16 protein-coding genes are annotated in these 18,958 nt (G+C 71.1%); 7 read left to right on the forward strand and 9 right to left on the reverse strand.

The genetic code is table 11. The features are described from left to right. Positions 1–48 precede the first annotated feature (48 nt). Genes ACQP2T_RS47075 through ACQP2T_RS47085 form a run of 3 tightly spaced genes read right to left on the reverse strand, consistent with a single transcriptional unit; the run spans position 49 to position 4,756 of the window. Positions 49–819: an ABC transporter ATP-binding protein gene (locus ACQP2T_RS47075; RefSeq protein WP_433511337.1), complete on the reverse strand. Its 771-nt coding sequence runs from the start codon at positions 817–819 to the stop codon at positions 49–51. Beyond that, complete coding sequence (locus ACQP2T_RS47080) at positions 819–3,515, reverse strand: ABC transporter permease subunit (RefSeq protein ID WP_433511338.1); 2,697 nt, start codon at positions 3,513–3,515, stop codon at positions 819–821. Before ACQP2T_RS47080 ends, ACQP2T_RS47075 begins: the two co-directional genes overlap by 1 nt. Then, on the reverse strand, positions 3,512–4,756 hold the full coding sequence (locus tag ACQP2T_RS47085) for an ABC transporter substrate-binding protein (protein WP_433511339.1): 1,245 nt from the start codon (positions 4,754–4,756) through the stop codon (positions 3,512–3,514). The genes ACQP2T_RS47080 and ACQP2T_RS47085 overlap by 4 nt, the downstream gene beginning before the upstream one ends. A gap of 147 nt (positions 4,757–4,903) precedes the next feature. On the opposite strand from ACQP2T_RS47085, the gene ACQP2T_RS47090 reads away from it, so the two are divergent. From ACQP2T_RS47090 to ACQP2T_RS47100, 3 genes are read left to right on the forward strand one after another with little or no spacing between them, the layout of a single operon-like run. After that, entirely contained in the window at positions 4,904–5,992 is a 1,089-nt protein-coding gene (locus tag ACQP2T_RS47090) for an alcohol dehydrogenase catalytic domain-containing protein (protein WP_433511340.1), read from the forward strand. A gap of 36 nt (positions 5,993–6,028) precedes the next feature. Beyond that, positions 6,029–6,541: a cupin domain-containing protein gene (locus tag ACQP2T_RS47095; protein WP_433511341.1), complete on the forward strand. Its 513-nt coding sequence runs from the start codon at positions 6,029–6,031 to the stop codon at positions 6,539–6,541. Beyond that, on the forward strand, positions 6,538–6,912 hold the full coding sequence (locus ACQP2T_RS47100; protein WP_433511342.1) for a VOC family protein: 375 nt from the start codon (positions 6,538–6,540) through the stop codon (positions 6,910–6,912). The genes ACQP2T_RS47095 and ACQP2T_RS47100 overlap by 4 nt, the downstream gene beginning before the upstream one ends. On the opposite strand, the gene ACQP2T_RS47105 is transcribed toward ACQP2T_RS47100, so the two are convergent. Continuing rightward, positions 6,909–9,122 (reverse strand): MMPL family transporter, encoded by a 2,214-nt coding sequence (locus tag ACQP2T_RS47105; RefSeq protein ID WP_433511343.1) that lies wholly within the window; start codon positions 9,120–9,122, stop codon positions 6,909–6,911. The genes ACQP2T_RS47100 and ACQP2T_RS47105 overlap by 4 nt on opposite strands. 96 nt (positions 9,123–9,218) lie before the next feature. Here ACQP2T_RS47105 and ACQP2T_RS47110 point away from each other — a divergent pair, with 96 nt between their 5' ends. Then, on the forward strand, positions 9,219–9,746 hold the full coding sequence (locus tag ACQP2T_RS47110) for a TetR/AcrR family transcriptional regulator (RefSeq protein WP_357946503.1): 528 nt from the start codon (positions 9,219–9,221) through the stop codon (positions 9,744–9,746). Positions 9,747–9,753: 7 nt separating this feature from the next. Here ACQP2T_RS47110 and ACQP2T_RS47115 read toward each other — a convergent pair whose 3' ends face one another. Both ACQP2T_RS47115 and ACQP2T_RS47120 read right to left on the reverse strand, forming a co-directional pair. Continuing rightward, positions 9,754–10,728, reverse strand: a complete 975-nt coding sequence (locus tag ACQP2T_RS47115) for a tetratricopeptide repeat protein (RefSeq protein WP_433511344.1) — start codon at positions 10,726–10,728, stop codon at positions 9,754–9,756. Positions 10,729–10,800: 72 nt separating this feature from the next. Then, a complete protein-coding gene (locus ACQP2T_RS47120) occupies positions 10,801–11,865 on the reverse strand; it encodes an ROK family transcriptional regulator (protein WP_433511345.1) in 1,065 nt (354 codons plus the stop codon). 132 nt (positions 11,866–11,997) lie between these two features. On the opposite strand from ACQP2T_RS47120, the gene ACQP2T_RS47125 reads away from it, so the two are divergent. After that, positions 11,998–13,251 carry a Gfo/Idh/MocA family protein gene (locus ACQP2T_RS47125; protein WP_433511346.1) on the forward strand — a complete coding sequence of 418 codons (1,254 nt, stop codon included), beginning with the start codon at positions 11,998–12,000 and terminating at the stop codon, positions 13,249–13,251. On the opposite strand, the gene ACQP2T_RS47130 is transcribed toward ACQP2T_RS47125, so the two are convergent. The 3 genes from ACQP2T_RS47130 to ACQP2T_RS47140 all read right to left on the reverse strand — a co-directional run bounded on the left by ACQP2T_RS47130 (position 13,223) and on the right by ACQP2T_RS47140 (position 16,748). Next, entirely contained in the window at positions 13,223–15,391 is a 2,169-nt protein-coding gene (locus tag ACQP2T_RS47130; protein WP_433511347.1) for a protein kinase domain-containing protein, read from the reverse strand. The genes ACQP2T_RS47125 and ACQP2T_RS47130 overlap by 29 nt on opposite strands. 109 nt (positions 15,392–15,500) lie before the next feature. Next, the gene (locus ACQP2T_RS47135; protein ID WP_433511348.1) at positions 15,501–15,896 is read right to left on the reverse strand and encodes a hypothetical protein; all 396 of its coding nucleotides are present in this window, start codon (positions 15,894–15,896) and stop codon (positions 15,501–15,503) included. Positions 15,897–15,938: 42 nt separating this feature from the next. Next, a complete protein-coding gene (locus ACQP2T_RS47140; RefSeq protein WP_433511349.1) occupies positions 15,939–16,748 on the reverse strand; it encodes an LLM class F420-dependent oxidoreductase in 810 nt (269 codons plus the stop codon). A 95-nt stretch (positions 16,749–16,843) separates the two neighbouring features. On the opposite strand from ACQP2T_RS47140, the gene ACQP2T_RS47145 reads away from it, so the two are divergent. Beyond that, positions 16,844–18,091 carry an LLM class flavin-dependent oxidoreductase gene (locus ACQP2T_RS47145; protein ID WP_433511350.1) on the forward strand — a complete coding sequence of 416 codons (1,248 nt, stop codon included), beginning with the start codon at positions 16,844–16,846 and terminating at the stop codon, positions 18,089–18,091. Then, entirely contained in the window at positions 18,088–18,957 is an 870-nt protein-coding gene (locus tag ACQP2T_RS47150; RefSeq protein WP_433511351.1) for a TIGR03619 family F420-dependent LLM class oxidoreductase, read from the forward strand. Before ACQP2T_RS47145 ends, ACQP2T_RS47150 begins: the two co-directional genes overlap by 4 nt. The last annotated feature ends 1 nt before the right edge of the window (position 18,958 follow it).

Genomic DNA, 18,958 nt, shown 5'->3' on the forward strand with positions numbered 1-18,958 from the left:
GACAGTCCTGCATGGTTTAAATGTCAATATTCTCGATGGGGAATCCTTTCAGCCGAGGTAGGCGGCCCGCACCACGGGGTCGTCGCGGACCTGCGCCGGGGTTCCGGTGGCGATGACCCGGCCGAGGTCCAGGACGACGAGCCGGTCACAGGTGTCCATGACGAAGCCCATGTCGTGCTCGACCAGCAACACCGTGGTCTCCAGCGCGGCGACGACCGCGCGCAGCCGTACCGTCTGGTCCGCGTCCAGCCCCGAGGTGGGCTCGTCGAGCAGCAGCAGGCGCGGCCGGTCGGCGATAGCGCGGGCCAGCTCGACCAGCCTGCGCTGGCCGACGGGCAGCGCGGCGGCGTAGGCGTCGCGCAGCGCGGCCAGCCCGCACAGCTCCAGCACCTCGGCCACGCGCGCCCGCCGCTCGCGTTCGAGCCGCCGCCGCGCGGGCAGGCCGGTCAGGTCGGCCATCAGGCCGCCCCCGCCGCCGTGCCAGTCGAGCGCCGCCAGCACGTTGTCGGCCACGGTGAGCCGCCCGAAGACCTGGGTCCGCTGGAAGGTACGGCGAACGCCCGCGCGAGCCCGCCTGACCGGCGGCACCACGGTCATGTCCGCGCCCGCCACCCGAACCCGGCCGCCACTCGGCCGGCGCAGCCCCGACACCACGTCGAACAGCGTCGTCTTGCCCGCCCCGTTCGGCCCGATCACCCCGCAGACCTGCCCCTCGGGCACCTCGAACGACACCGCGTCCAGGGCCGTGACCCCGCCGAACGCGACCGACACGTCCCGCACGGCCAGCATCACATCACCGTCTTCCGCGACAACCGGCATCACGTCACCCCCAGGTACGCGGCGGTCAGGCGGTCGCCGTCCACCTCGGCGCGTGGCCCGGCCCACACGACGTGGCCGAGCCGCATGAAGGCGACCCGATCGGCGATCGCCAGCGCCTCGGTGGCCTTCTCCTCGACCAGCAGCAGCGCGACCCCGCGCTCACGCAGTTCGGCGAACACCTCGAACACCTGCCGTACGATCAGCGGCGCCAGGCCCAGCGACGGCTCGTCGGCGATCAGCACCCTGGGCGGCCGGGCCAGCGCGGGGGCGAGGGTGAGCAACTGCTGCTCGCCGCCGGACAGCGCGCCGGCGAGCACCGTACGACGGGCCGCGAGCTGGGGCATCCGCTCGTAGACGGCGTCGGGCTCGGCCAGCCAGGTACGCAGGTTCTCCTCCACGGTGAGACCGGGGAACACCCCCCGCCCCTCGGGAGCCAGCAGCACGCCCGCCCGGGCCCGGCGGTGGGCCGGCCAGGTGGTGACGTCGACGCCGTCGAGCAGCACCCGTCCGGCGGACACCGGCCGATCGCCGGCCGCGACGGCGCAGGTGGTCGACTTGCCCGCGCCGTTGGCGCCCAGCAGCGCCACCACCTCACCGGACCGCACGTCGAGATCCACACCCCGCAGGACCGTGCAGTCGGCGTACCCCGCCACCACCCCCTCGAGCCGGAACAGCGCCGCCGGGACGGGCGCGGCGGCGGTGGCCCGTCCCGGAGAGGCGGCCACAGGCTGTGCCGGAACAACGGACACGCTCGGGGTGACAGACGCGCTTGAGGTGGCGGCCACCGGTTGTGCCGGGGTGGCGACCGGAGCCCGCGCCTGACGCCGCCGGTGACGGGACTCGGCGAGCTGGGCCAGCACCCCGTCCGGATGCTTGGCCAGGATCATCCCCCCGGCCCCGAACAGAATGGCCCCTACCTGCGCCGACACCCCCCACGTGGCCAGCAGCTCGGGCACCGCCACGGCCACGAGCCCGCCCAGCACGGCCCCGCCGATCCGCCGTACCCCCTGCAGCACCACCACGGCCAGCCAGACGAACCCGGAGAAGGCCGGCAGGTCAGTGGCGGTGATGGACCCCTTGGACACGGCGAACAGCACCCCGCCCAGCCCCGCGATGGCCGAGGCCAGCGCGAAAAGCACGATCTTGGCTCGCGGTCCCGACAGCCCCGAGGTGGTCGCCGCGGCCGGAGCCGAGCGGACCGCCAGGATCGCCCGCCCGGACGCCGATCGTTCGAGGTTGCGCACCAGCAGCCCGACCAGCCCGATCAGCGCGAGCAGCAGCACCACCCGCACCCGTGGATCCGAGGTGTCGGCGAACCCGAAGCCGAGCGCCGGCAGCGCCCAGCCGATCGTCCCGTTGCTGAAGGCGTCCACCTGGAACAGCACCTGGTCGGCCAGCAGGGCCAGCGCCAGCGTGGCCAGCGTGAGGACCCGCCCGCCGAGCCGGAGCGCGGGCAGCGCCACCAGCATGCCCACCGCGCTCGCCGCCAGCACCCCGACCACGATCGCCGCGAACAGCGGCCACCCGGCCGAGAACGCCCACCCGCAGGTCAGCGCCGCCATCGAGGCGAAGGCGGCCTGGGCGAGGTTCACCATGCCGCCGATCCCGGTCACCACCACGAACGAGCAGAAGATCAGCGCCAGCACGAGGCCCTGGGCGGCCAGGCCCACGTAGTACTCGGAACCGGCGAAGGTGAAGCCGAGCAGCGCCACCAGCCCGGCCACCCACGGCAGCCGCCGTCGCCACAGCGGCACGCCCGCCAGGTGGTCGGGCGGCGGCGCGTCCTCGGCCGCGCTCCCGGCCACCCGTTCGCGCGACCGGTTCAGCAGCACCAGCCCGGCGAACAGCAGGATGACCGGCACCGCCGTCCGCAGCCCGGTGATCTCCTGGAGGAAGTCGGTGTATCCGGCGACCAGGTTCTGCACCACGCCGAGGGCCAGCCCGGCAGCGAACGTCCACGGGATGGACCGCAGCCGCCCGAACACCGCGGCCGTCGCCGAGGCGAACAGCAGCACGGTGTAGGCGGTGGCGTCCAGCCCGAGCACCGGCACGGCCAGCACCCCGGCGAGTCCCGCCAGCCCCGACCCGAGCATCCAGGCCAGGGCCGAGGTGGCGTCCACGTCGATGCCGCGCAGCGTGGCCAGTCGCCGCCGGTCGACGGAGGCCCGCATGCGCAGTCCGTACGGCGTGTGCCGCATGAACGCCCACAGCCCGAGCGCGGCCACCGCCGAGAAGCAGAACGTGATGAGCTGGTCACTGTCGAGCCGCGCGCCGAGCACCTCGAAGCCGAGCGCCGGATGCGGCCCGAGGCCGCGCGGCAGCGTCGTGCCGTCGACGCTCGGCAGCCCGAACAGGTCCACGACGAGCAGGCCGAGCGCGGGCAGCGCGATCGTCAGGCCGATCGTGCCGACGATCTGCGCGGTCTCCCCCGCCTGGGCGAGCCCTCTGAACATGGCCAGGTGCAGCAGGTAGCCCAGCGCGGGCGCGAACACCCCGGCGGCCAGCAGCCCGGCCGCCCAGGCGGGCAGCCCGGCGGCCAGGTTGAGCTGGTAGAACAGCAGGGCGGTCAGGAACCCGACGGCGCCGTGGGCGAAGTTGAACACCCCGGTCGCCGCGTACGACAGCGTCAGGCCGGATCCCATGACGGCGAAGATCGCCCCGGTGACCAGGCCGCTGAGCAGGTAGCCAAGGATCATTTGAGCGGCACGTTGTCGAAGCACTTCATGCTCTTGGCCACCTTGAAGGCGCCGCCCTCCAGCTTGACCAGGGCGCCACAGCCGTTCGGCTCGCTGTGGTCCTTGGGGTACCGGACCCGGCCGAAGCCGGCGTTCTCGTAGGTGTACGAGCCGTTCCCGACGGCCAAGAACTTCTCCCTGGTCAGGTCCTTGCCGGTCTTCTTCAGCATGTCGAGGAAGATGTCGGCCGCCCAGTAGCCGATGGCCATGTGCTGGGTTAGCGTGGCGCCGGGCGACACCTTCTCGACGTCGGCCTTGAACGCGGCGATCTCCGGCGCGGTCGACTCGAACGGCTCGAACATCGGCGCGGCCACCACGCCCTCCAGCGCCTGCGCGCTGGCCGGGTCCTTCAGGATGGCCGGGTCGTAGCTGGTGGCGTCGGTGAGCACGCCCTTGTAGCCGGCCCGTTTCAGCGCCGAGTAGAGGCCCACGTTGAACTTGGTGCCGGCGATGATCGACACCAGGACGTCGGGCGCCTTGCCGCCGTTGGACGTCATGATCTTGTTGACGTACGGCAGCCAGTCGGGCGGCGGCGCGGCGGCGGGCAGGCCGGAGTTGAGCCCGACCAGCTTGAACCCCGCCGCCTGGAAGGACTGCGAGATCGTGGTGCCGCCGTACTTGCTGCCGCTGGAGTCGGTGGTCTGCACGTACACGGTCTTGCCGCTCGCGCCGCCGAGCAGGTCGGCCATCTGGCTGCCCCACCAGGTCTGCGAGCCCGCGCCCTTCTTGGGCGCCAGGCAGCCGCTGTAGCCGAACCCGGTCTTCGTGCCGCACCACTGCGGCCCGGTCGCCCACCCGAACCACGGCACGCCCTGCTGCTCCAGGAAGGCGGCCCCGCCGAAGTTGGGCGCGTGCACCGGCACCAGCGCGAACACCTGGTCCTTCTGTACGAGCTTCTTGGCCGCGGCGTCGCCCTTGGCCGCGTCCTGCCCGTCGTCCTCCGCCCCGACGAACTCGATCTTCCGCCCGTTGACGCCGCCTTCGGCGTTGGCCCGCTCGAACCTGGCCTTGGCCCCGATCTCGGCGTCCTTGGTGGAGTAGCCGCTGGCGCTGGTCTTGGTGAGCACCCCGCCGACCTTCACGGTCGTGTCGGTGACGCCCGCCGTGCCACCGCCGGCGCTCTTCTGCTGGGCCGCGCACCCTGCCAGCAGTGCTGCCGCCAGCATCACCGCCGCGGCCCGCCGTTGATGTCGTCGCACCATCGTTCTCACCTTTGTACGGCAAGGCGCGCAGCCGCTTTGGCCTAGCGCTCGCTTGGTTTTTGGTCAGCGTAAATTTGCCCGCGAGGGGTGTCAACGGTGCCGAGCAATCGCTTGCTCACAATCGACCGCCCGGCTAGCGTGAGCTCCATGCTGATGCGCGCGGCCGTACTGACCGATTTCCACCAGCCCATGGAGATCCGCGAGGTGGAGATCGCCGACCCCGGCCCCGGAGAGGTACGCGTACAGATCAAGGCGTCCGGCGTCTGCGGCTCCGACCTCAAGGCCATCGACGGCAAGAGCCCGGTCGTCCACAAGCTCCCGTTCGTCCTCGGCCACGAGAGCGCCGGCGTCGTCGAGAGCGTCGGCACCGGCGTGACGGCCGTCAAGCCGGGCGACCACGTGATCATCTCCATGAGCGGGCCCTGCGGCAAGTGCCGCAACTGCGGCGCCGGCCGCTTCCCCCTGTGCTCCGGCCCGGCCAGGATGACCGCGATCATGGGTGGCGAGCCGCGGATCACCCTCGACGGCCAGGAGGCCCGGCGCTTCATCGGCATCGGCTCGTTCGCCGAGTACGCCGTGGTCCGCGAGGCCACCTGCGTGAAGATCCCCAGGGACGCGCCCTTCGACGCCATGTGCCTGCTGGCCTGCGGCGTCGTCACAGGCGTCGGCGCCGTCATGAACGTCGCCCAGGTCGCGCCCGGCTCCAGCGTCCTCGTGGTGGGCTGCGGCGGCGTCGGGCTCAACGTCATCCAGGGCGCGGTGCTGGCCGGCGCGACCACGATCGTCGCCGCCGACGTGGCCGACCAGAAGCTCAAGCTGGCCGAGCGGTTCGGCGCCACCCACACTCTGGTGCCCGAGGACCTCCCCGCCCAGGTCGGCGAGCTGGTCAGGGGCGGCGTCGACTACGCCTTCGACGTCACCGGCGTCCCCGGCGTGCTGGCGAGCGCGTTCGCGGCGACCGCGCCGGGCGGCACCACGGTCATGGTCGGCAGCCCGCCCGCCGGTCAGCCCGTCGAGATCGACCCGGCTCTGCTGTTCTCCTCGCGCCGCCTGATGGGCACCCAGGGCGGCGACGCCGCCCCGCACCGGGACCTGCCGATGCTGGCCGGTCAGTTCCTGCGCGGCCGGCTCGACCTCAACGGGCTGATCACCGAGCGGGTGGCGTTGGAGCAGATCAACGAGGCCGTCGAGCAGGTACGGCGGGGCGCGGTGGCCAGAACGGTGGTCGTCTTCTAACCTCGCATTCCATAAGGAACAGCGAGGAGTCACGACATGTCATACCCTGACGCGCGATACCTGGCCGACACCGGTGAGGCAAGCGGTGTCCTGCGCTCGGCCGACACGCCGCCGGACCTCCGCATGTACGCCCCCGGCGCCGACCCCCGGGGCACCGACGTCCACTACCTGGGCACCGGCGCGACGACCAACGGCGCCTTCGGCCTGTACCGCTGGGAGATGGGCCCGCGCCCTGGTGGCGCCAGCCCGCATTTCCACCGGACGATCACCGAGTCCTTCTACGTCCTGTCCGGCACCGTCAAGCTCTACAACGGCAAGGAGTGGGTGGAGGGCAACTCCGGGGACTTCCTGCACGTGCCGGAGGGCGGCGTACACGGGTTCCGCAACGAGTCCGGCGTGCCCGCCTCGATGCTGATCCTGTTCACGCCGGGGGCGCCGCGCGAGGCGTACTTCGAGGAACTGGCCGACATCGTCAGCACCGGCAGGCAGCTCACCGACGAGGAGTGGACGGACCTGTACCTGCGCCACGACCAGTACATGGTCCCGTGACTCCGCGTTTCACTCTCTCGGCCACGGTGCTGGAGTCCAGGGACGCCAAGGCCCTGGCGCTCTTCTACCAGCGACTCCTCGGCTGGCAGATCGGCGAGGACGAACCCGGCTGGGTGACCCTTCGCCCCCCGCACGGCGGCGGCGCCGGACTGGCGTTCAACACCGACGAGGCGCACGTGCCACCCGTCTGGCCGGCCGGCCCCGGCGACCAGCAGATGATGATGCACCTCGACATCGAGGTGGACGATCTGGACGAGGCCGGCGCCTACGCGGTGGCGGCCGGCGCGACATTGGCCGACTACCAGCCGCAGGAGGAAGTCCGCGTCTACCTCGACCCCGCCGGCCACCCCTTCTGCCTGTGGATCCGTTAACCAGCGGTGACGAGATCCTTGGCCGGCACCTCGGCGACAGCCTCCTCTTCATGCCCCTCGACCGACAGGTTCGGCAGCAGGCGGTCCAGCCAGCGGGGGCACCACCAGTTCAGGCGACCGAGCAGCACCATGGTGGCCGGGACGAGGAAGCCACGGATGATCGTGGCGTCCACCGCGACGGCCACGGCCAGCCCCACGCCGAACGTCTTGACCATCGGATCCGGATAGGCGATGAACGCGACGAACACCGCCACCATGATGAGCGCCGCCGACGTGATCACCCGTCCCGTCGCACCCAGCCCCTCGGCGACCGCGCGGCTGTTGTCACCATGCTTGAGGTACGCCTGCCGTACAGACGTCAGCAGAAAGACCTCATAGTCCATCGAGAGCCCGAACAGCACCGCGAACAGCATCAACGGCACATAGCTCTCGATCGGCACACTGAAGAAGATCGTCTGAAGGTACGAGGCGTTCGACGGCGCGTCCATGCCGACCAGCCCGCTCCCCAAGCCCAAGGAGAAGACCAGCGCCAGCGCGCCGAAGGCGGCTCCCAAGGAGACCAGGTTCATCAGCGCCGCCTTGATCGCGACCACCGGCGCGCGGAAGGCCAGCAGCAGCAACAGCGCGCTGAACAGCACGACCACCCCGATGACCAGCGGCGTCCGTTCGGCCATGAGGTCGCCCGCGTCCACCATGGCGGCCACCTTGCCGCCCACGTGCAGCCCGACGCCGGGCACGGAGATGGCCCGGACGTCCCGCACCACCTGGGCGGAGCGGGCGTCGCTCGGCGAGTAGTCGGGGATGGCCTGGATCATCACCGAGCGGCCGAAGGTGTTCACCTTGGCCGGGGCCACGTGCGCGATGCCGTCCACCGCGTCGATCTCCCGTGAGATCCGGTCCACGACGGGATCGGTGGCCTGGGCGACCTTGCCGGGCAGCGTGGCGATGACGATCAGCGGGCCGTTGCCGCCGGGGCCGAACCCGGTGGCCATGAGCTCGTACGCGCGCCGCGAGTCCGACCCCTGCGCGCCGTACCCCGCGTCGAGGGGTCCGAGCTTGAGCGCCAGGGCGGGCGCGGCGAGGGCGCCCAGCACGAGCACGCTCGACAGCAGCGCCCGCCACGGCCGTCGCGCCACCCACGAGCCCAGACCGGCCCACCCGGACCCCTCGGCCCGCTTCCTGCCGAGGAACGGGATCCGCAGCGAGTTGACGCGGTGCCCGAGCAGTCCCAGCAGGGCGGGCACCAGCGTGACGGAGGTGAGCACGGCGCTCACCACGGAGACACCGGTGATCCACCCGAGCGTGCTGAGCAGCGGGAAGCCGCCGAACATCAGCGCGCTCAGCGCGATGATCACCGTGCCGCCCGCGAACACGACCGCGCCGCCCGAGCTCGCCACGGTACGCCGGACCGACTCCGCCACGCCCACGCCGGACTCCAGCAGCCGGCGATGCCGCGACAGCAGGAACAGCGCGTAGTCGATGCCCACGCCCAGCCCGATCATCGTGGCCATGATGCCCGCCTGCTTCGGCACGTCCACGACGTACCCGAGCAGGCCGATCACGCCCAGCCCCGCCGTGACGCTGACCAGCGCGGTGAAGATCGGCACCAGCGCCGCCGTCAGCGTCCCGAACGCGAACACCAGCACCAGCAGCGCGCACACCACGCCGATGATCTCGCTGGGCCCGGTCTTGATCTCCTTGTCGGCCGGGGTCGAGGCGTCGGCGGGCACGACCTCCAGCCCGGCGGCCCGAGCCGGGTCCGCGGCCTTCGACAGCGCCTGCGTGGTCTCGGCGAGCTTGGTGTTGTCGTGCCCCTCCATGCGTACGGTGATGAGGCCGATGCGCAGGTTCGGGGCGAGGCCGCCGCGCGGGGACGGCGTGTCGACCTTCGCCACGTGCGGCACCGTGCGGATGCGGTCCGCGGCCTGCTCCATGGCCCGTTTCCTGGGCTGGTCGAGGAGCGTGCCCTTGTCCGCGTAGAGGACGAGCTGCACGGTGCCGCCCGGCGCGAAGCCGGGGCCGAAGCCCGTGAGCATCAGGTCGTGTGCCCGCTGCGCGTCGGTGCCGGGGATCGTCACATCGCTGCTCACCGGACGGCCGAGCGCCAGGCTGCCGCCCATCAGTCCGACCGCCGCGATCACCCATAACGCCAGCACGATCCGCCCGTGCCGCGCGCACCAGCCACCCAGTCGTCCAAGAAAGCGCGTCATCGCCAGATCCCCCAACTCGACGGCCGTCCTGTACGGTCGTACAGAGCCACGTTAAACACGAAATATCCGGAAAGCTGTAGATCACGGGGAAATGAGATGATGAACACACCCGACGACACGCGTTCCCGGATTCTGGCCGCCGCCAGGGAGCTGTTCGCGACCCATGGCTACGCGGCCACCTCGCTGGCCGACATCGCCGCCGCCGTGGGCCTGACCAAGACGGCCGTGGCCTACCACTTCCACCCCAAGGACCGGCTGGCCGCCGAGCTCACCGCGCCCGCCGGCGACGACGTCCTGGTCCTGCTGGACACCGACTTCGCGGGCGACAGGCAGGCGTTCGTCGAGGCGCTGGCGACCTTCGTGGTACGCCACCGCACGGTGATCCGCCTGCTGATGGAGGACATCGTCGGCGCCGACGACGCGCTGCCGGGCTCGCGGGGCGAGGCCATCAGGCCGTTCAGGGACGAGATCTTCGCCAGGCTCGCCGGTCCTGACCCCGACGCCGCTGCCAGGATCCGTGGCTGGGCCGTGATCGGCGCCCTGCAGTGGGGCGTCGTGCAGACGATGGACCTGCCCGAGGAGACGGTACGCGACCTGCTGGTCCGCACCGCCCTGGCCATCTAGCGGCCCGTCACTCGCTTTCTCCCGCGTCCTCGGCGGCCTGTGCCGCCCGCTCCCTGACGGCGATCGCTTCCTCCAGATATGTCGAGTCCGCGGTCAGGTCGTACCGCATCTCCAGCGCGAGACCGAGGTTGGACAGATACCTGACCCGATCAGGGTGATCGGCGGGGCAGATGTGAACGGCCTCCCGCCACAGAGCGATGGTCTTGTCCAGATCTTCAAGCGACTCGGTCCGGATGGCCCGCGTCAGCAACGCGTGCCCGAAGCCGGACAGCGATGCCGCTCGATGGGGAGACTCGGCGGGAAGAATCTGCGACACCTGCTCCCAGACGGCGATCGCCTCCTCCGCGTACGCGGGCTCCTCGGCCTCCCGGGACCACATCTGCAGCGTGTCACCGAGGTAGATCAGGTACGCGACCCGGTCGGGGTCGTCGGCGGGGGCGACCCGCACCGCCTGCCTTCCGGCGGCGACCGCCTCCTCCAGATCCGCCGGCTCTCCCGTGTTCCCGTACCGCATCAACAACGCGACCCTGAGGTTGTTCAGTGCCGAGGCCCGGATGAGGTTGTCGGCGGGCATGGCGGCCTCGATGCGTCGCCACGCGTCCACGGCCTGGTCGGCGAGGAGCGGGTCGTCGGAGGTCGCCATCCGCTGCAGGAGGTCGGTGGCCAGATCCATGGCCTCGTTGAGCACATGGGGAACGAGGTACTCCGGCAGGGGGTTGTCGGCATAGATCTGACAGCGGGCGAACGCCCTGACCGCCATTTCCATCTCGTCGGGACCCTTCCCGTCGAGCGCGAGAAAGCGGAACCAGTGGAAGACGCCCACAGTTGAGAGAACGTCGATGTCGGGCCGTCCGTCATCGTGGGCCGCGAACAGGCGGTGGGCGTGTTCGAGCAGCGCCGGATCAAGGGTGCGGGAGACGTCCTGATCGGCATAGACACGGTCCAGGCACTCGTTCAGCATGGCCAGCGATCCGTTTCCCAAGGGTTCTCTCCTTTGTCCCGTTATCCCGCTGTTTCATGATGCCTCGTTCGACGATCAGCGGCGGGTCACCGGCTAGAGGCCGAGCACCTCGCGTTCGACGTGATCGAGCGCCAGCCGTACCCCGCCCAGAGCGACGGACTCGTCGCCGAACGTCGAGGCGACCACCTCGGGCGCGCTCAGGCAGAGCGCGGCCAGGTGACGGCGGAGCGGCCCGAGCAGCACGTCGCCCGCCCGCGAGTAGCCGCCACCGATCACCAGCAGATCGGGGTCCACGGCGAGCACGAGCGCCGAGGCGCCGATCGCCAGTTTCTCGGCGTAGCGGTCCACCCGGCGCGCCGCGTGCGCGTCGCCCGCCTCCGCCGCCGCGAACACCTCCGCCGCGCCGCCCTCCTTGACCAGCTCGATCGCGGCGGTCGCCCAGCCGGCCTGGCGCAGCGTGCCGATCTCGCCCGCGGCTCCCGACCGGCCACGGTGCAGGCTCCCGCCGATGAGGATGGCCGCGCCCGGCCAGCGCCCGACCAGGATGTAGACGACGTCGGAGGCGTGCTGGGCGCTGCCCCGCCAGTGCTCGGCGAGCGCCGCCAGGTTCGCGTCATTGGCGGCCGGCGCCGGGCAGCCGAACCACCGCCCGGCCACCCCCGCCAGGTCCACGCCCGTCCACCCCGGCAGCGTGATCGACAGCGACACCCGCCCCGAGCGATCGACGACGCCCGGAGTCCCCACCGACACGGCCAGCACGCGCGTCCGTGAGACACCCGCGCCGTCGACGCAGGCCAGCGCGGCGCGACGAGCCGCCGCCAGCCGCTCGGGCGCGGCGGTCCGCTCGGAGACGGCGGCCCGCTCGCAGGCGACGACCTCGCCGTTGAGGTCGGCCACCGAGACCACGATCCGCTCGTGACCCACGTCGACGCCCACCACGTAGCCGGCGTCCGCCCGGAACGCGAACCGGCGGGCGGGCCGTCCCATGACCCCCTCGTCCGGCGGCACCTCCCTGACCCAGCCTCGGTCCTTAAGCTCGTCGAGCACCGTCTCGACGGTCTGCCTGGACAGCCCGGTGATCCGGCCGAGCCGGGTCAGCGTGGACACGCCCTCGCGCCGCAGGGCGCTGAGCGTCGCCTGGGTATTGACCTTGCGCAACAGCGAAGCGTCTCCCGGCCGGAGCTCGGTCAACTTTCGTGACCCTCTCTCATAACTTCCCACTTGACGACCAACTCTGCGGATCCTAGCATCGGCCGGCATACGATAACTAGTTACATAAGTGGAGGCGTAATGGTTACTCTCGCCATCGTCGGCGCGGGTTCTCGGGGCACCACCTACGCCGCTCATGCCGTCGAGTCCGGCGGGGCGCGGGTGGTCGCGGTGGCCGATCCGGTCGAGAGCCGCCGGGCCAGGCATCCCGGCGCGACGCCGTACGCGGACTGGCGCGAGCTGGCGGCGCTCCCCCGGCAGGCCGACGCCGTGATCATCGCGACGCAGGACGCCGATCATGTCGAGCCCGCGGTGCGGTTCGCCGAGCTGGGCTACGACATCCTGCTGGAGAAGCCGATGGCCGTCTCCGAGGAGGACTGCCGGGCGATCGTGGCCGCCGCCGAGCGTTCCGACGCGATCTTCGCGGTCTGCCACGTACTGCGCTACACGCCGTACACCCGCGCGCTGAAGGCGCTGCTCGACGCCGGCCGGATCGGTGAGATCGTCAGCATCCAGCACCTGGAGCCGGTCGGGTGGTGGCACCAGGCGCACTCGTACGTACGCGGCAACTGGCGCAGGTCCGACGAGTCGACGTTCATGCTGCTCGCCAAGTCCTGCCACGACCTCGACTGGCTCGTACACCTCACCGGCAGGCAGGTCACCAAGGTGTCGTCGTTCGGCGGCCTCAAGCACTTCCGGCCGGAGCACCGGCCCGAGGGCGCGGCCGACCGCTGCCTCGACTGCGCCGTCGAGGACACCTGCCCGTACTCCGCCAAGCGCATCTACCTTCCGCTGGCGGGCAAGGAGGCGTGGCCGCTGAACGTGGTCACCGACGACGTCTCCGAGCGCGGCGTCCTCGAAGCGCTCAGGACCGGCCCGTACGGCAGGTGCGTGTACGCCTGCGACAACGACGTGGTCGACCACCAGGTGGTGAACCTGGAGTTCGAGGGCGGCGTCACCGTCGCGTTCACCATGACCGCCTTCACCCCCGCCGCGCACCGCCAGACCCGGATCTTCGGCACCCGCGGCTCGATCGAGGGCGACGGCGACCGCCTGACCGTCACCGACTTCCTCACCGGCGGCACCGACACGGTCGACACCCGCCCCACGGGCGACGCCACCGCCGGCGGTGGGCACGGCGGCGGTGACGAGGCGCTGGTAGAGGCGTTCCTGACGGCGGTACGCACCCGCGACCGCGCCCAGATCCTCTCCTCGCCGAGCGAGAGCCTGCACAGCCATCTCATCGCCTGGGCGGCCGAGCGGTCCCGTCTTCGGGGCGAGATCGCGGAAGTCACACCCGGGGCCGTCAGTCCGGCGGAGGGGTCTCCACGGTGACCGTCGGCGTGGGCTCGGTCGGATCGGGACCGCCCCCGCCCTGGTCCACGACGCCGACGGTCACGACCACGGCGGCCCCCGCCTTGGCGCAGCTCCCGGCCGCGACGCTCTGCGAGAGTGCCACGTCGACTTGAGCGTCGTCCGTGACCACCTGCGTCTTGAAGCTCACGGCGAACCCGGCCCCCCGCAGCGCCGCCCGGGCCGCCGCCTTGGGCTGCCCGACGACGGACGGCACCGTGGCCCCGTTGCGGGCGACGACCAGCAGCACCTTCGTACCACCTGAAACCCGGCTCCCCGCCCCCGGCTCGCTGGACAGCACCTGCCCCTCCGGCCGATCGGAGCAGACGCTCTTCGCCGCGCCCACCACCAGCCCGGCGCTGACCAGCGCCGCCTCGGCCTGCTTGCGCTCCACCCCGGCGACCGCCGGCACCGCCAGCCCCGCCGACACCTGAAGCGAGACCGTACTCCCCCGCGCCACCGTGGCCCCACCGCTGGGACTGCTGCTCAGCACCTCGCCGATCTTCCGCCGCGAGTCGACCTGCGTGACCTCCCCCACCACGAACCCGGCCCGTTTGAGCGCCGCGACCGCCGCCGTCCGCCCCATCCCGGCCACCACCGGCACCCGCACTCCGGCGACGCCGACGGACGGTCCCTGGGTGGAGGGCACATGGCTCGCCCCTGCCTGCTCTCCCCGCTTGGTCGCCGCCCGGGTGGGCGGGGACGTGGTCGCGGGCGGCGCGGTCGTCACGACCGATGGCTGGACGGCCGCCGCCTGCGGACGGGCTTCCTTCTCGTCCCTGAACGTCGGCACCAGCACGCTGACCAGCACGGCGCCACTCACGAGGAGCGCGGCGGTGACCGCGAGCGCCGCCCGGCCCACCGCCTGACGGGTATCCTGCCGCCGCTCACCCGACAGACCTGTGGGACCACCACCGGAAGAGACGGCGCCGCTATCGGGAGAGAGGGCGCCGTCGTAGGGCGGACCGGCGTCCCCGGCATCATTCCGCCGGGTGTCCGGCTCACCAACGCCGTGCGGCCGGACGTCCGGTTCCCCAGCACCGTGCGGCCAGACGTCCGGTTCCCCGGCGCCGTTCAGCTGGGCGTCCGATTGCCCGGTGCCCTGCCGTGGGACCGTCGGCGACCGGGATGGGACGCCCTCCGACGCGACACCTTCCGCCGAGGCGCCCTGCCACCGGTAGCCACCGGCCGCCCCCGTCGCCTCCGGCTCGGCCATCGGGTAGGGCGGCGGCAGCCGGTCCGGCACCCCGCTCGCCACCGACGGGGCGGGCGTCACCCGCAGGATGTGCGACGGCGGCGAGCGCAGCACCTCCGGCGGCGCGGAGCCGGCGTCACCCAGCAGCGCCAGCAGCAACTCCCGGCTGGTCGGCCGGTTCCTGGCGTCCTTGTCCAGGCATGCCACCACCAGCTCCCGCAACGACCCGTCCAGCCGTCCGAGCTCCGGCGGCGCGGTCAGGATGCGGTGCAGCACCGGCGCCACCGAGTCCTGCCCGAACGGCGCCGACGCGTTGGCCGCGAAGCACATTGTGGCCGCCCACGAGAACACGTCCGCCGCTCCCGTGAGCGCCGACGCGGTGATCTGCTCCGGCGCCATGTACGCGGGCGTGCCCACTCCCCGCCCGCTCACCGTGGCCGCCGCGTCCAGCGCCCTGGCCAGCCCGAAGTCGATCACCCGTGGCCCGTCCGGACCGAGCAGCACGTTCTGGGGCTTGAAGTCTCGGTGCACGATGCCCGCCCGGTGGATCGCCGCCAGCGCGGTGACCGTGCCCACGGCGAGCCGTTCGAGCGCCGCGCCACGGCGCGGCCCGGTGAGCGCGACCTCACGCTGCAGCGACGGCCCGTCCACGTACTCGCTCACGATGTACGGCCGGCCGTCGTCGAACCCGGCGTCCATCACCTGGGCCGTGCAGAACCGCGCCACGTGCTTGGCCAGCTCCACCTCCCGCAGGAACGCCAGCTTCTCGTCCCCCACGGGCCCGTGCAGCAGCTTGACCGCGTAGACGTCCTCGGCCCTCGTCCCGAGGTACACCACGCCCTGGCCGCCCTCGCCCAGACGCCCGGACAGCTCGTAGGCGCCGAGCCGCCGCGGATCCCCCGTTCTGAGTGGCTGTGCCGTTGGCACGGGGCTGCCTCCCCTCGCCGCCACCCACCTTCTGCATCCAACTGAAGGCAACGGACGCCGGACAGTCAACGGTGATCGACGCAATGCCGCCTGACCGTGACACAGCCGGTCAAGAATGTCGTGAGAGCGTGCCTGAATAGGTAATGTCCGTGTCACCCTGACGTGTCATCTTGATGACCACCTGGTCGGGCTCCGGCGTCGGGAACACCCGCAGCGTCCCCGGAACACACCCCTCGCCCTTGACCCGGTCGAGCGTGAACACGAGCCGCCCCCTCGTCGGGCTGAGCCGCCCAGAACAACGCAACCCCGCGCCCCACCGCAGAGCCGAGCCGCCGTCCGCCAGCTCCATCGCCACCGGAAAGCCGGACCCCGTGTCCGTCGACCCTGTCCACTGTCCGGCCAGCCCGGGACTCTGCGCCCCCCGTAACCAGAGCACGAACCCGGCCACCCCCATGGCCAGCCCGACACCGGCCACGACCACCTGCCACGCCCGTGCCCGCCGCATCGCCTCGACCCCCTCCAGGAAGCCTCCGACAGTACGGCAGTCTCAGATCAACTGGGCGTACTGGTCGAGCAGCGGCAGGATCTCGTCGGCCGATCCGCTGGGCAGGTTGGCCACCGACTCCTCGATGCCCAGCTCGGCGTAGTAGTCGAGCTTCTCCCTGGTCGGCAACGTCCCGAAGGGGATGACCTTGGCCATCGGCCGGCCGGCCTTGTCGCAGGCTTCGCGCAGGGCGGGCAGTGCGGCCTTGATTCCCTTGCCGCCGATCGGGATCCAGCCGTCGGCCCACTCGGCGACGTGCGCGAACAGCTTCGGACCCGCCGCGCCGCCGATGTAGACGGGCGGGTCGGAGATCGGCTTGGGCCACGACCACGACGGCTCGAACCCGTCGAACTCGGCCACCTCGTCCCGCCACAGCTTCCGCATCGCCAGGACGTTGGCCCGCGCGACCTCGCGCCGCTGGTCGTACGGCACGCCGTGGTTCTCGATCTCCTCCACGTTCCAGCCGAAGCCGACGCCGACCGTCACGCGCCCGCCGGAGAGCTGGTCGAGGGTGGCGATCGCCTTGGCGGTCACGATGGGGTCGCGCTGGGCGGCGAGCAGGATGCCGGTGCCGACGACCAGCCGCTCGGTGACGGCGGCGGCGAACGACAGCGCGACGAGCGGGTCCAGCGTCCGCTTGTACTCGTCGGGCAGTTCGTCCAGCCCCATCGGGTGCGGTGTGCGCCGCGAGACCGGGATATGGGTGTGCTCCGGTACGTAGAGCGAGTGGAATCCGCGCTCCTCGGCAGCCTTGGCCAGATCCACGACCGGCATGCCCAGATCCGTGGTGAACATGGTGACACCAAGCCGCATGCGTCTCTCCTTGACGTCAACCAAGCGATTGCTCGGCTAAGATTTCTAGAGTAGCTTGCCGGTCAGAGAAGCGTCCCGCGGAAAGAGGTCTCCCGGTGAAGTTTTCCATCTTCCTGAATCCCCAGATTCCGGGCTCCGGATACGCGGCCGAGGAGAACGCCAAGGCCAAGCGGCCCATCGGACGTGACACGGAGTCGTACCAGAAGCTGCTGCACGAGGTACGGGAGATAGCCGTCCACGCCGACCAGATCGGCTTCGACGCGCTGATGATGACCGAGCACCACTTCCACTCGGAAGGCATGGAGTTCTCGGTCAACCCGCTGATGTTCCTCACCGACCTCGCGGCCAGGACCGAACGCATCCTGCTCGCCCCGCTCGGCATGGTGCTGCCGGCCTGGGACCCCATCCGGGCGGCGGAGGACGTGGCGCTGCTCGACCAGTTCTGCAAGGGACGGCTCCGGCTGGGCGTGGCCAGGGGCTACCAGAACCGGTGGATGAACGTACTGGGCCAGCGCTGGCACGCGGCGGCCGCCCGCTCCGACGGCTCGGCCTCCGACACGCGGAACTTCGACGTCTTCGGCGAGGTGCTGAAGATCATGAAGATGGCCTGGACCCAGGAGACAATCCGCTACAAGTCCGACGTACTTGACTACGAGGTGCCCTATCCGTTCGACGGCATCGAGGGCTGGCCCGCCTTGGAGTGGACCAAGACGTTCGGCGCGCCCGGTGAGATCTCGGACGACGACAAGGTGCAGGCCGTCTCGGTCTGCCCACGGCCGTACCAGAACCCGTACCCCGAGCTGTGGCAGCCGTTCACGATCTCCGACCGCTCGGTCATCAGGGCCGCGCAGGAGAACATCATGCCGTGGATGTTCACCCCGAACCCCGACGACCACGCCGCCAAGGCCAAGCTCTACCAGGAGGAGTCCGCCCGGCAGGGCCGCGACTACAAGCTGGGCGAGCACACCGGCATCCTCAAGATCGTCGGCATCGCGGACACGACCGAGGAGGCGATCAACACCTTCGGCCGGAGCATCCCCAAGGACTTCGCCGCCTTCTTCGGCCCCTTCGGCTACCTGGAGGTGCTGCGGAAGAAGGAGGACGAGAAACACAAGCCCATCTCCCCCGAGAAGGGCGACGCCAAGCGCATGAACGACGTCGAGATGGCGCTGTTCGGCACCCCCGACGACGTCAAGCGCGGCATCCAGCGGATGCTCGACCGGATGCCCGACCTGGAGTGGTTCGGCCTCTACATGCAGGGACAGCAGGGCGTGCTGCCGCTCGACACGGTCAAGCGGAACCTGGAGATGTTCGCCACCAAGGTCATTCCGGAGTTCCAGTGAGATTCTGGCTGGGAGCCTCGTTCGCGGACACCGACCAGTTCCTGGAGCTGGCCAGGACGGCCGAAAGGTGTGGGTTCGACACGCTCACCCTGTCGGACCACCTCTTCTACGCCGACTTCGCGACACCGTACCCCTATTCCAAGTCCGGCCGGCCGCGCTGGACCGCCGAGACGCACTGGCCGGACGTGTGGGTGACGATCGGCGCGATGTCCGCCGTGACCACCACGCTGCGCTTCGCCCCCAACGTCTACATCGCCCCGGCCCGCGACCTGTTCACCGTGGCCAAGCAGGTGTCCACGGCGGCGGTGCTGTCGCGGGACCGCGTCACGTTCGGGGTGGGCGTCGGGTGGTGCGCGGAGGAGTTCGCCGCCACCGGCCAGGATTTCCACACGCGTGGGCGGCGGCTCAACGAGATGATCCCGGCGCTCCGGGACCTCTGGACCGGCGATACCGTCACCATCGACGGCCTGCCCGAGCTGTCTATCTCACCCACCCCCGCCCAGCCGATCCCGGTCATGGTGGGCGGCGACAGCGAGGCGGCGCTGCGCCGGGCGGCGAAGCTGGGCGACGGCTGGATCGGCAACCGCATCTACACGGAGGAGCAGCTCGACACCGTGCTCGACTCCTTGCGACGGTTGCTGAACGAGAACGGCAGGACCGGGCCGTTCGAGATCATCGCCCCGTTGGCGGTGCTGCCGGACGCCGACACCTACCGGCACTTCGCCGCCAAGGGAGTCACCGGGACGATGGCCGCCCCGTGGTGGCTGGCCACCCCTGAGGAGAAGCAGCGGTACGGCGAGGGCACCCTGGAGCTCAAGATCGCCACCATGGAACGCTTCGCGGAGGAGGTCATCGCGAAGATGTGAA

This window comes from Nonomuraea sp. CA-143628, from assembly GCF_050942315.1.
Taxonomy (GTDB): Bacteria; Actinomycetota; Actinomycetes; order Streptosporangiales; family Streptosporangiaceae; genus Nonomuraea.

Coding starts and splice junctions, on each gene's coding strand:
- ACQP2T_RS47090 (WP_433511340.1), top strand. CDS start 4,904: ATGCTGATGCGCGCGGCCGTACTGACCGATTTCCACCAGCCCATGGAG.
- ACQP2T_RS47125 (WP_433511346.1), top strand. CDS start 11,998: ATGGTTACTCTCGCCATCGTCGGCGCGGGTTCTCGGGGCACCACCTAC.
- ACQP2T_RS47140 (WP_433511349.1), bottom strand. CDS start 16,748: ATGCGGCTTGGTGTCACCATGTTCACCACGGATCTGGGCATGCCGGTC.
- ACQP2T_RS47095 (WP_433511341.1), top strand. CDS start 6,029: ATGTCATACCCTGACGCGCGATACCTGGCCGACACCGGTGAGGCAAGC.
- ACQP2T_RS47080 (WP_433511338.1), bottom strand. CDS start 3,515: ATGATCCTTGGCTACCTGCTCAGCGGCCTGGTCACCGGGGCGATCTTC.
- ACQP2T_RS47085 (WP_433511339.1), bottom strand. CDS start 4,756: ATGGTGCGACGACATCAACGGCGGGCCGCGGCGGTGATGCTGGCGGCA.
- ACQP2T_RS47075 (WP_433511337.1), bottom strand. CDS start 819: ATGCCGGTTGTCGCGGAAGACGGTGATGTGATGCTGGCCGTGCGGGAC.
- ACQP2T_RS47110 (WP_357946503.1), top strand. CDS start 9,219: ATGATGAACACACCCGACGACACGCGTTCCCGGATTCTGGCCGCCGCC.
- ACQP2T_RS47135 (WP_433511348.1), bottom strand. CDS start 15,896: ATGCGGCGGGCACGGGCGTGGCAGGTGGTCGTGGCCGGTGTCGGGCTG.
- ACQP2T_RS47105 (WP_433511343.1), bottom strand. CDS start 9,122: ATGACGCGCTTTCTTGGACGACTGGGTGGCTGGTGCGCGCGGCACGGG.